At 58.4% G+C, this 11,638-nt stretch carries 14 protein-coding genes; 7 read left to right on the top strand and 7 right to left on the bottom strand.

Features of this window, described 5'->3' with window-relative positions; all coding sequences use genetic code 11:
- The 3 genes from gvpN to gvpA all read right to left on the bottom strand — a co-directional run.
- Positions 1–758: gas vesicle protein GvpN (gene gvpN, locus NW863_RS03145; RefSeq protein ID WP_414364325.1), on the bottom strand; the 758-nt coding region annotated here is incomplete at its 3' end.
- Between the two features lie 88 nt (positions 759–846).
- Positions 847–1,866 (bottom strand): gas vesicle protein GvpC, encoded by a 1,020-nt coding sequence (gvpC, locus tag NW863_RS03140; protein ID WP_414364324.1) that lies wholly within the window; start codon positions 1,864–1,866, stop codon positions 847–849.
- 240 nt (positions 1,867–2,106) lie between these two features.
- Entirely contained in the window at positions 2,107–2,325 is a 219-nt protein-coding gene (gvpA, locus tag NW863_RS03135) for a gas vesicle structural protein GvpA (protein WP_011429717.1), read from the bottom strand.
- Between the two features lie 385 nt (positions 2,326–2,710).
- On the opposite strand from gvpA, the gene NW863_RS03130 reads away from it, so the two are divergent.
- The 6 genes from NW863_RS03130 (at position 2,711) to aroH (ending at position 5,765) form a co-directional block, all read left to right on the top strand.
- Positions 2,711–2,929, top strand: a complete 219-nt coding sequence (locus tag NW863_RS03130; protein ID WP_414364323.1) for an Hfq-related RNA-binding protein — start codon at positions 2,711–2,713, stop codon at positions 2,927–2,929.
- Between the two features lie 159 nt (positions 2,930–3,088).
- The gene (locus NW863_RS03125; RefSeq protein WP_414364322.1) at positions 3,089–3,772 is read left to right on the top strand and encodes a V4R domain-containing protein; all 684 of its coding nucleotides are present in this window, start codon (positions 3,089–3,091) and stop codon (positions 3,770–3,772) included.
- Complete coding sequence (locus NW863_RS03120; RefSeq protein ID WP_414364320.1) at positions 3,769–4,017, top strand: hypothetical protein; 249 nt, start codon at positions 3,769–3,771, stop codon at positions 4,015–4,017. The genes NW863_RS03125 and NW863_RS03120 overlap by 4 nt, the downstream gene beginning before the upstream one ends.
- A gap of 45 nt (positions 4,018–4,062) precedes the next feature.
- Entirely contained in the window at positions 4,063–4,545 is a 483-nt protein-coding gene (locus tag NW863_RS03115) for a hypothetical protein (protein ID WP_414364319.1), read from the top strand.
- A gap of 64 nt (positions 4,546–4,609) precedes the next feature.
- The gene (locus NW863_RS03110; RefSeq protein WP_414364317.1) at positions 4,610–5,299 is read left to right on the top strand and encodes a V4R domain-containing protein; all 690 of its coding nucleotides are present in this window, start codon (positions 4,610–4,612) and stop codon (positions 5,297–5,299) included.
- A 91-nt stretch (positions 5,300–5,390) separates the two neighbouring features.
- A complete protein-coding gene (gene aroH / locus NW863_RS03105; protein ID WP_011429723.1) occupies positions 5,391–5,765 on the top strand; it encodes a chorismate mutase in 375 nt (124 codons plus the stop codon).
- Here the strand turns inward: aroH and NW863_RS03100 are convergent.
- A complete protein-coding gene (locus tag NW863_RS03100; protein ID WP_414364316.1) occupies positions 5,762–6,163 on the bottom strand; it encodes a hypothetical protein in 402 nt (133 codons plus the stop codon). The two genes, aroH and NW863_RS03100, sit on opposite strands and share 4 nt — an antisense overlap.
- Before the next feature lie 166 nt (positions 6,164–6,329).
- Here NW863_RS03100 and NW863_RS03095 point away from each other — a divergent pair, with 166 nt between their 5' ends.
- Positions 6,330–7,112 carry a Ycf66 family protein gene (locus NW863_RS03095; protein ID WP_414364314.1) on the top strand — a complete coding sequence of 261 codons (783 nt, stop codon included), beginning with the start codon at positions 6,330–6,332 and terminating at the stop codon, positions 7,110–7,112.
- Between the two features lie 107 nt (positions 7,113–7,219).
- On the opposite strand, the gene ppc is transcribed toward NW863_RS03095, so the two are convergent.
- The 3 genes from ppc to NW863_RS03080 form a co-directional block, all read right to left on the bottom strand.
- Entirely contained in the window at positions 7,220–10,156 is a 2,937-nt protein-coding gene (ppc, locus tag NW863_RS03090; protein WP_414364313.1) for a phosphoenolpyruvate carboxylase, read from the bottom strand.
- A gap of 151 nt (positions 10,157–10,307) precedes the next feature.
- Entirely contained in the window at positions 10,308–10,565 is a 258-nt protein-coding gene (locus NW863_RS03085) for a DUF3146 family protein (RefSeq protein WP_414364311.1), read from the bottom strand.
- A 201-nt stretch (positions 10,566–10,766) separates the two neighbouring features.
- Positions 10,767–11,108 (bottom strand): DUF3155 domain-containing protein, encoded by a 342-nt coding sequence (locus NW863_RS03080; protein ID WP_414364309.1) that lies wholly within the window; start codon positions 11,106–11,108, stop codon positions 10,767–10,769.
- Between the last annotated feature and the right edge of the window lie 530 nt (positions 11,109–11,638).

Raw genomic sequence — 11,638 nt, 5'->3', positions numbered from 1 at the left:
AGCTCGTGCTCCTTGACGATGCGCCCGATCATCAGACAACTGCGCAGGCTAGGGTGGCGGGTCAAATCCAGCTTGCGGCGAAAAGCCCGCACAATGTGCACGATCTTGAGGGCATCGGGGGCAGATAGACCAATGCGGGCAGTGAGGATCTCTTTTTCGGTCTCGATGTCCGGTTCCCCCATATCGATGGTGATCATCCGATCCAGCAGCGCATCTTGGGCCTTGTGAACCCCGGTGTATTCCTCTGGGTTAGAGGTGAAGATGGCCCGGAACTGGGGATGCACCCGCAGATACTCGGAGCGGTTGCTATCTGGCGGCAACACCAGCAGCCTCTCTTCCAAAGCGCTCAGGAGGGCGTTGTTGGCCTCAGGGCGGGAGCGGTTGAACTCGTCGTAGATGAGGGTAAAGCCCTCGCGGCAGGCCAAGGTGAGGCGGGCATCCACCCAGCGCTGCCGCACGTCTTCTTCCATTTTCACCACCGAGTGGATGAAATTATCCACCACCCGCCGATGGGTAAAGCCGGTGCGCCCGCCGATCAGGTCGGAAGAATCAAAGCGATCATCGCCGTAGATCAGCATGATGGGGCGGCCCAGCAGGCTGGCCAAATGCATCGCCAGGGTAGTCTTGCCCGTGCCCGAAGGCCCCCGCAGATGCACCGCAAAACCCGACTGCAGATAGCGCAAAGCGCGGCGGGTAATCCGCTCGATGTAAGGAGTGTTCACAAATTGGCGGGGACGCGCCTGCAGAACCGTGGCCATAGCAATACCCAACTCTCAATTGCCGTGACGCTCTTGCCTTGACTATAGCCGCAACGGTTTTCTTGCGCTCCTAGGGATTGCGCTGGGCTCAGACCACAACCGTCGCTGACACCATACGCCGCAAGGTGGCCAAGATTTCCGAGGGATCCACCCCCAGATCCACCGCAGCCCGGGCTAGCAGATCCCGCACCCGCTCCCGATCCCCGATCACCTGCAGCAAGGTTAGGTTAGGATCCTGCGCTTGCAAAGCCTCTACATACTTGCGGACGTAGGCCATGATGCGATCCGAACTTTCCTCCTGCGCCGAAGCAGGCGGAGCTGGGGAGGGTTCAGGAGGTGCCCCAGAAGGGGGAGGAGGGGCTGTGTTGTCTGAGACTGGAACTCCAAGCTCTGGTTGGGTAACCTCAGACGAAACCGTTGCTGTAGCTTTGACCGAGCTCTCAGGCGGCTTATCACCCTCTTCAGATTCCTCAAGATCTGGGACAATGGCCTGATCCCCTGGGATCCCATTCCCCCACACCTGCTCGTGCAACGCCCTGCGGAAAGCCGCCAAAGCCTGCCGCAAAGCCTGGGCCTCTGCCCGCTGTTCTTGAGCAATCTGAGCCAGCTCCTGCCGCGCCAGTTGCTGCAAAGCTTGTACCCGCTGCCGCAATTCGGCATAGAACGCCTGCCGCACTTGTCGGGTTTGGTTAGCCATGGCCTGCCGCGCCTGGGCACAGGTGCTCAGCAGGCTCTCCACCGTCGCAGCCAAGTCGGCCCGAAAAGTCCGCAGCTCCTGCTGTTGGGCCTGCGATTGGGCGGCTCGTTCTTGGGCCATGCGAGAGAGAAGCTCCGCCACTGCTTTGGCCCGCTGGGCCACAGCCTCCAGGCGAGAATGCTCGTCCAAGGCCCGCTGCGCCACCCGGCTCTGCTCCAGGTTGCGCAGTTGGCTGCGACTTTGTTCCCTCTGCTGCCGTATTGCCTCTTGTCGTTCCTGGCAACGTTGTCTCAGCTCGGCCATCAGAGCGCGGTGCTGCTCCAGGCGCTGCTGCCGGGATCCGCTTAACAAACTTTGATTTTGAGCCGCCCGTCGGCTGCGGGCCGCGGCCCACTGTTCCTGCAAACTCATGGTGTGCAATCCCCCTACGTCCTTCTCAATGCCTGGGCGAATGCAGTTCTCCGCTTTTTCCCAACTCGCTCTCCACCAGCACGGCCTGTAGCTCAACACCACCGCCCGCTTCGATCCCCGAGCCGAAGTTAAGGAAGCAAGGCAGAGACCGACAGCCGCTCCCTGCCTTGCCTTCCCGACGACCCAACCCTTCGACCCCCGCGGTGTTGAAGGCAAGGGGATCGAGTGATTGGGGCAGATTTAGACGGCAGGGGCAGCAGCGGTAGCCGTCAGGCCCACAGCCTCGGCGTATTTCAGGTAGGTTTCCACCGAAGCCACAACGACGCGCGCCTCAATGGCCAACAGCTCGATCCCCACCAGAGAAACCCGTACCCAGGCATCGACCACGATCCCTTTGTCCAAAATGCGGTCGATCACTTCGGCCAAGCTCGAAGAAGAGTTCACTTTCTCGACTGCCATAACGATCTCTCCTGCACAGATGATGGTTGAAAAAGACAAACAATTCGGTAGCAAAACAGCAGGCGACTAAGGATCCCAAGCTGGGATTTGCCTTCTCCAGGGCGACAAGCGCACTTTCTGTCGCCCCATCCCTATTCTGCTAACTTTTTTCGGGGAGAACACCCGTGGATTCGCTTAAAAAATACGGCAGGTCAACAAGACTTACCGTCTTTTCCAAGCGCCATCCCCCCTACATAGTACCCGCCGAAAGAAAAAGTGGGTCAGGGGGTAAGAGTGTTTTTGGATCCCGGCTATGGAGATTGTCCAGCCAAGGTGCGGGCCAGCAGGGATCCCCTATACTGAGAGCAGTGCGCTTGCTGTCCTTTCGCTGGCCAAGAGGGCTGCCGTGACCGAGTTCAACACTGGGATCCCAAGTGTGCGCCGCCTGCAGAAGGTGATCCGGGAGCGGGAAATCTTGGAAGTTAAGCTCAACACAGGAGATGTCTTCGTCGGCCAGTTGCGCTGGCAGGATCCCGACTGCCTCTGTTTGGCAGACGCAGAGGGACAAGAATCGCTGCTGTGGCGCTCGGCCATCGCCTTTGTCAAAGTCAGGCCCCCCGCCTAAGCCCAAACCCCTGCAGCCTCTTCGTCACATCTGCTTCCTGGCGGTGGCGCTCTCTCTGTTGCACCCATCGACGGCTGTGGCCAAAGCGCGCGGCGAAGAGGTTATGATTCAGCTAGAAGTGTACTGTACAAGGAAAAAACTACCACCCTCCCCACTGCTATGACAACGGGTCTCATTGAGCTGAGCCTGCAGCCTCCTGCCCAACGGCACAATCACTACAGCCGCGAAGACTTTTTTCGCTTCGACCTTGCCCAGGGATCCCTGGTGGACTGGACGGGCACCCGCAATGTCTTGGTGAGCGAGGATTTTATCCTGGGCCTACAGCAGGGCTTAGAAGAAGAAGTGGGGGATGCCTCTGCCTCGTTGATGTACACCATTGGCCGCGAGTGGGGGCGCAACGATGCCATCCACTTCTCCCACTGGTTCGAGGAGGAGTATCGGCGCAAGCCGAAGCAGAGCCACCTGATGTTTCTTTTGGAAACCTGGTGGTGGCCTTTGACCTCGCAAGGCTGGGGGCGCTGGGAGGTGGAGACTGAGGGCCGGCGGCAGGGATTTATTTTCATTAATCTGTTCGACTCCGCCGTGGCCCGCACCCTGGGGGACGTGGGTAAACCTGTTTGCCACCTCTACGCCGGCTTATTTGCCGGGTTTTTCAGCGCCATGGTGGAACGACAGCTCAACTGCATCGAGATCCAGTGCTATTCCATGGGGGAAAGCTACTGCAAGTTTTTGCTGGGTAGTAAAGATCGCATCGATGCGGCTGCCTTTTGGCTCAACGAAGGGGCCACTGCCGGCGAAATTGCCCAAAAGCTGCGCTCTGGGCAAGGAGTGACCAAGTCATGACGGCAGAGGTTTTTCTGGAAGAGTCGGTGCAGAGCTTTTTTGCCCGCCTGAATTGGGATAACCGCCCTCTGCAAGACCCCTCCCTGCCCATGCCTTTTGTACGAGTGCAAGAGCACTTCGGCTCCATCCCCTGGGCGGGGGATCCCCTGGCCTTGGCGGCCCGTTCTATGGGATCCCTGGCGGCAGCGCCGCCGCAGGCTGAAGAGGAACAGATCACTTTGGCCGATTTATTCAGCCTGTTCTGAACTCCGACACCCGCTAAGCACCGACCAACACTTGGGAGAAGTGAGATGGTGAGCCCACTGGAGCAGATGCTAATTGAGGCAGAGGCCCGCTACCTCACACCGGAGCAACTGGAGCAGCTCAAGGCCTATGTACTGGGCTGGCCCAAAAGGCTGCACGTGTACCGGGCCGTACGGGAGCGGGAGAGCCAGATGGTAAGCCGCACCCTAAACACCCTTCAAAAGGAGATGCCCAACCTTTCCTCTCAGGTGGTGGATCTCTGCCAGCGGCACCTGCTCCTGTTGCTGCGTTACAGCGCCCTGGCCATGTTGCTCCAGGACGAGAACTTGTTGAAGGAGCGGCTGATCGAGTGGATGGAGGAAGAGGTGCGCCTGTACAAGCTGCAAAGCGCCTACGAGGTTGCTTATCGGATTTGTCAGCAAGAGCTAAGGGATCATCTGGCCCCTGGAGAGCTAGAGTTTATTCGCCCCTTGATTACCCAGGCGCAAGCAGCTTTGCTCTCTTTGGACGGACTCAGATCAACTGAGTAGAGGTCTCTCCTGCTGAGTTTCCCAATTACGCTGCCCTACTTGATAGCCCAGGGATCTTTGACATATGGCCGGCACCACCGCTATCCCCAATGGCTCCACCAGCTTCGACCCCTATACGCCTGTTTTGGGCAACTACTACGCGCCCAGCGCCTATCTGCAAGGCGATCTGGAGTCCGGTTTGCTGGCAAGTCGCCACGGTGACCGGCTCTTGGCCCTTCCAGAAGCATTGCTACGGGGCATCTACACTGGCTTGGAATATGAGACAGGGCAAGCCGCCCGCCTGGTATTGCGCAACTGTGGCCGTATGTGGGGCAAAGAGTTTTTCCGCCGCTTTGCCCAGGAGCTCTCCGACTACTACCAGAAGCCTTTGTCCGAGCTGGAGATGGGGCTCTTTTTACAAAATCTCAAACAAGCCTGGAAAACCCACGGCTGGGGGCTGATCGACATCGACTGGACTTACAAAAATCAGGGGGTGCTGGTGGTGTCAATCCGCAACTCTCCCTTTGCCGCTGCCACACCCCCTCACTTCAAGCGCCCGATGGGCTTTTTGGAGGCAGGGCTGTTGGCCACCTGGTTTAGCCAGTTGACTGGCCAGGATCTGGCCTGTGTGCAAACCACCAGCGAGGCTTTGGGAGCGAAGAGCAACTTGTTTATCTTGACCGCTGCCGCCCGCCTCAAGGAAGGAGAGGCCTGGGTGGACTCCGGCCTCAGCCACGACCAGATCCTGGAGAAGTTGTTACAGCCCGCCCCGTAACCCGATCCAGCAGCGGGATAGGATCCCTTCGAGACAAGTCTGTATAATTCTCTGGGAGCAAGACGAGCTCAAGCGCGTGAGGGTGTAGCCATTGGGGTGGCGGGTCAGAGCAATCCGAGGGGCCATCACCGTTCCGGCCAACACTGCCGAGGCCATTGGTGCGGCGGTGAACGAGCTACTGGACGCCCTGGAACATCGTAACGCCATCAATCCGGCGGAGTTGGTGAGCGTCATTTTCTCCGTCACCCCCGATCTAAACGCGGCCTTTCCCGCCCAATTTGCCCGCCGCCGCCCCGGCTGGGAGTTGGTGCCTCTGTTGGACGTGCAACAGATGGACGTCAACGGCGCTCTGCCCCGTTGTATCCGCGTTTTGATCCAACTGAATACCCCGCTGGCTCAAGCTGAGATGCACCACGTCTATCTGCGAGGTGCCCGCGAGCTACGGCCCGATCTCAGCCCAGTCTAGGAAGATAGCTTCTCCCGCAAGCGAGCTTCCCACTGCTGCAGTTGCTCTTGGCGGGCAGCCACCTCGGCTTCGCGACGACTCAGCTCTTGGCTTTGCCGGGTTAAAGATTGGCGCCAGCTTTCGATCTCCGCCAAGTCGGCTAGGCTGCAGGCCTGCGAGAGGCTGTGCAACATCTCCACCAACTTCATCGCCGCCTCTTCCACCCGCTGCACCTGCCGATTTTCCGCAAGCTCAACCAGCAGCAATACCCCCACGTTGTAGGAGGCTGCCTCCTTGGAGGTAACCCGTTCCGGCTGGCGCAGCGGCGTCCAAACTCCACCCTCGGCTTGCTGCGCCAAGAGCTGCAGCTCCGCCTGGCCAAAAAGACTTTTCTTGTCTACCCGCGCCAGATACAGCATGAAGCCTACTGGAATGTACAGGCCATCCTAGCACCGATCCCCTTCCTTTGAGGGATCCTGCCCTAAAACTGGGAGGGTTGTCCCCGGGAGGATCGATGTTAGGATCGGCTGTGAAATGGGCAAGGCCTGACGCCTTCCTGTTTTCATCAGTTTAGGGATCCCTGGCATGTTTCTCACCCAAAGCCCCTATTTTTTGATGGCAGCGCTGGTGGCGATTGCTAGTGGGGCCATCTTTGCCGTTCGCTTTATCAAGCGCGAGGCCTCCGCAGAGTCGGATGTGATTTTCGCAACGATGGGCCTGATCTATTCCGTCTGTCTGCTCTTGGAAGGTCAGCGCCTGATCCCGTTGCTGTTTTTTGCCCAGGTGCTGTTGGCGGTAGTGGCCGGCTGGTTTGCCCTCGAAACTTTCCGATTGCGGATCCTCCTGAACGAAAAGGTACGGCAGGTAGGCGGGCTTCGTCCGGACGCGCGGGGCCGGGGCTTCAGCCGCACCTATCCACCGGATGGCTATCCACAGGCGCGCAGCGTTTCCACGCGGGCTAGCGGATCCCGCATTCGCGACACTTCCTCCGCCAGTCGCTCCATTCCTGAACGTAGCGAGGAGCCAGCTCGTCGCCCGCGGCCCCAACTGACCAGCGATACCCGGGTGCGCCCGCGCCGTCGCCCGGAAGCGGAGGAGTATTACGACGAGCCAGAGACCCGCTCCCGTCGAGACGCCGAGTACGATGAGCAGGCTCCCCCTCGCCGCCCGGCTGCCGAGGACTATCCCGAGGATGCGCAGGAAGAACGGGGCACAGTCACCCGCCGCCGTCCCCCTCGTCTGCCTCAAGACCAGGAGGAGGGCTATGCCGATGAAAAACCTCGTCGCTCCTCCCGCCGCGTTGTCGAGGTAGAATCGGTGGAAGTGCAAGAGGCGGAGCCAGACGAGTACGAAGATGATTTGTTCTGACCTCACCCTCAAGCCGTTCTAGCCTAAGGGCGACTCCCAACTGCTTTCCTCCCCGAGAGATCTTAAGCCGGTTGGAGAGGGCTGTAGCTGTCCTTATCCATCGATCCTCAACCGGTGTTGCGCATACCAGCAGCGATGCCGTTGATGGTGAGCAGAGCTCCCCGCAGCAGTTCGGCGCGGTTGTACTGGGTGTTGTGAAGGTGGGACTTTTGCTTACCACGCAGGCGCTTGAGGAGCGAGACCTGAATAAACCCGAGAGGCACGATTGAACGGTTGCGCAGTTGCACCGAGCGCTTCAGGTAGGGGTCGTTCTCCAACAGCTCCTTGTGCCCTGTAATTTTCAAAACCATCTCGCGGGTGCGGTACATTTCTTGGGCAATGCACTCGAAGAGCTCCATCGCCCGCGCCAGGCGCTCGGGGGAGCTCATCTCTCGCACGTAATGGCGGGCAATTTGCAAATCCGCCTTGGCCAGGGTCATCTCCACTTTGGAGATCACCATGCGGAAGAAGGGCCACTCGCGGTAGAGATGCTGCAGGTGGTTGAGGTTGTGCTCGCCTTTAGCCGCGTATTCCTCCAGAGCGGTGCCCACTCCATACCAGGCAGGCAAGAGAAAACGGCTTTGCGTCCAACTGAATACCCAGGGAATGGCCCGCAGGGATCCGATATCTTTCGAGTTGCCGCTGCGGCGGGCAGGGCGGGAGCTGATCTGCAGTTGGCCAATTTCTTCAATGGGGGTGACCTCGTGGAAAAACTCCACAAAGCCCTCCTGCTCATAGACCAGGTTGCGGTACACCTGGCGAGAGCGCTCTGCCAGCGATTCCATCAGGCGCGACCACTCGTGCAGGTCATTGGGGTAGGTGCGCAGCAGGCTTGCCTGAATGACGGCGCTGGTAACAGTTTCCAGGTTAAAAATGGCCAGATCCTGGAGAGAATACTTGGAGGCCAACACCTCTCCCTGCTCAGTAATCTTGATGCGGCCCCCCACGCTGCGTCCCGGCTGGGCCAAAATTGCCTCGTAGGCTGGCCCTCCCCCGCGCCCCACCGAGCCACCCCGGCCATGGAAGATCTGCAACTTCACACCATAGGACTCGGCCACTGCCTGCAGCCGCTGCTGGGCTTTGTAGATCTCCCAGTTGCTGCTTAGAAAGCCAGCATCCTTGTTGCTATCCGAGTAGCCCAGCATCACCTCCTGTAGGTTTTCCTGCTGGGCCAAGTACTGGCGATAGAAAGGAATCTCCAACAACTGCCGCAGCACCTCTGGTGCCTGCTTGAGGTCTTCAACGGTCTCAAACAGCGGCACCACCGCCAGGGATCCCCGCCCGCTGATGGGATCATAAAGGCCCACCTCCTTGGCCAGCAGCAGCACCTCTAGCAGATCGCTCAGCTGGCGGCTCATGCTGATTACATAGGTTTGGCACATGGCCGGTCCAAACTCCTGCTGCAGCCGGCGCAGGGTGCGAAAGGTGGCAATCAGCTCTGCCGCCTTATCGGAAAAGGGAGCTTCTAGAGGGATGAGGGGCCGGCGGGTTTGCAGCTCCCGCAGGAGAAAAGCCGTTTTTTCCTCCTCCGTCATCTCGCTGTAGGACCGCGGCAAGATCCGCAGGTACTCGAAGATCTCGGTGAGAGCGGCCTCGTGGTAGCTGCTGTCTTGGCGGATATCCAGGTGGGCCAGATGGAAGCCAAAGACCTGCACCTGGTGAATGAGGTGATCCAACTGGCGGCAGGAGAGGCCACTGTTTTTCAAGCTGCTCTGAATAAGCTGCAAGTCGGCCAGAAATTCTTCCGCATTGGCGTAGGCGTTGTCCACGGGGGGAGGAGCGGGCAGATAGGCGGAGTCAGCCAAATTGCGGTTGCGCTCCCGCGTCAACTCCAGCCGCCGCTGGATATAGCTGAGTTTGAGCCGGTAGGGCTCCTGGCGATATTGCAGCGAAAAGGACTCGTAAACCTCCGGCATGAGGCGACGATCCTGCTCAAGGGCATCCAGCAACTGGCTGTCCACATCCCCCCAGTGCAAAGAGACGCTCAAGGTTTTGGTGAGCGCCTTCACCGACTCGATGTACTTGCCCAAAATTAGGTTGCGCTGGTAGCGGGCCGTTTGCCAGGTAACGTCGGCAGTGACGGAAGGGTTGCCGTCCCGATCCCCGCCTACCCACGAGCCGAAGTTGCAAAATCCTGCTGGCGGTGGCTCGACGCTGGGAAAGGACTTTTTCAGGCTGCGGCTGAGGTATTCGTGCAGCAGGGGGATAGCCTGAAACAGTACCTCTTCAAAATAGTGCAAGGTGTAATCGACTTCGTTGAGTACTGTTGGCTTGGCCTGATGCAATTCGTCGGTGCGCCACCAGAGCAGAACTTCCTCCGCCAGTTGTTCTCTCAACATCTGGGCCTGCAGAGGGTGGGATTGCTCTGCCCAGTCCAGTTGGCTGAGCAGGCGGGAGAAGGCCCGTTGCTTTTCGCGGATAGTGTGGCGGACAATCTCGGTGGGGTGGGCGGTGAACACCAGGCGGATGTGCAGCCGCTCCAGCAGCCGGCGCAGCAGTCCCGGCGGCACCCCCTGAACTCGCAGGTAAGGGAACAGACGTTCAAATTTTTCATTTTCCCGCACGGTGCGCTGCTGGCTGTCCACCATGCGCATATCTGAGTCTTCTGCCCGTTCGTAATGCTGTTCAACGATGTTGATCAACTGAAAGAACAAGGCGAAGGCGCGGGCCGTTTGAATGGCTGCATCGAGGCTGAGATGCTCGACAATTTGTAGTACTTCCGGGATGGGGTACTCCAAGGCCTGCCCTTCAGGGGAACACATGGAGCGCAGCCGCCGCAGTAGATCCACCAAAGGCTGCCCGCACTCCTGCAGGATTACGGATTCCCAAAGTTCTTCCACCAGTTGCAGGCGGCGATTCAACAGGTTGTTCCTGCGGTCAAGCACTTCATCTGTGGGGAGGGCACAGGCCAAGGGATCCCGTTCCGCCAGTAGAGGGGCCTCCTTCCGGCCATTGGCAGAACCCACTGCCCGCTCTGCACTCGTCAGGTGGGAGGAAGAGGTCATGAAGGCAGCTCCTAGAACAACCATCCCAATATTAGAGCCTGTTCGCTGGAAGCGCAGATGTAGCTAGCATCACCCTTGGAGGAGAGCTTTCTTGGCACCCTGGCCACCTCTCCCCCTGCTCCTCCATGCCTAGGGATCCCTGGATGGCCGGTTAGAGACGGCTGCGAATCACAAACGAGTAGTTGCTGCCGGGTTCCAACAGATAGTCAGATTTTTCCAAAAAGCGGCTCAAGGGCTCGCAAATCAAGGCCCGTCCTACGGAGGGTTCCACCTTCAGCTCCCCAGCTCGAAAGTGCCAGCAAAAGCGCCAAACCCAACCGTTGGCGTTGACTTCCCCTTCAATAGCGCCCTCCTGCCAGGAGCGGCGGGTAATTTGTACATGGGCGGTGGTCTGCGGCAGTCGGCTCATCCAGAACCTCCCGACGGGATCCCTTGTAGGGTAGCGCGCAAACCCCTCTCCGAGAAGTCGAAGATAGGCCATGAAGGGCTAGATAGATGCTAGACGGAAAGGGATCCCGTTGGTTGGATGGTTCTCTTGCCGAGGATAACAACAAACGCCCCTGGGGGGCTGTTTCTTCAGCTCCTGAGGCCGGGAACGATTATATAGAAACTATTGAGCGGCAGTTGCCAAAGCCTTGGGAGATTTTTTCTCCGGCTTCTCAGCCGCCACCTCCGCTAGCAAAGCCCGTAAGCTGGGAAAGAGAAAGTGATTTTCTTCGACATATTGCGCACCAAACAGTCCCTTCTCCGCCCAGAAAAATCGGTCTACCGTGTGCTCGTTTCGCCGAACCAGAATCAGCGCAGGCGGCTGAATAGAGTTTTCCTGTATATACCTCCGAGCGGCGGTTACAGACTTTTCTTCGCCGCTATCTAATTTAAATTGAGGAATATGATCTAAAATTTTGCGCCCCTCCAAACGACGGCGGCTCTTACGCTTTCTTCTCCTGACCAATGTCAGCCTCCTGTAGAAGGATTACAAGACAACCGCAAAGAATATATCAGTACTACTTAAGAAAATCAATAACTTCTACCGGCCTTTGTTATCATCCTTTACAGAGATAACAAAAGACAACAGACGTCCTCCTCCACGAACAGAAAAGAGAGGCAACTCACCTCTGTCGCCCCTCCAAGAACTCTGCCGAGAAACCGCCTACTCAGTTGAAAAATAAACATCCTCGCTCAGCAAGGGAGCGAGCCAAGAGCAGGTTAGGACAGGAGAGGCAATAGGCTATCGATGAGCTCTGAGGCCTGCGAAGAAAGTCAACTGCCAGCGCAGGAGACTCCCTTCGGATCTTGCTTCCAAGCTAGCATCGCCCAAAGGGATGCTCAACGGGACATATACTTAAACTCATATGCGGACAACCCCCCTTAGTGTGGATTAGGGTTGGTTAATGGCAACTGCGCAAACCTAGAGCAGCTCCACCAAAGGGAATACTCGCGTGGCGAGCAGCCTTTGGAGAGAGTACTACGACTGTACAACCA

Source organism: Synechococcus sp. B60.1 (genome assembly GCF_047462555.1).
Lineage (GTDB): Bacteria > Cyanobacteriota > Cyanobacteriia > Thermostichales > Thermostichaceae > Thermostichus.
Note: the sequence above shows the minus strand (reverse complement) of the source record. Positions and strands in the feature narration are given on the sequence as shown.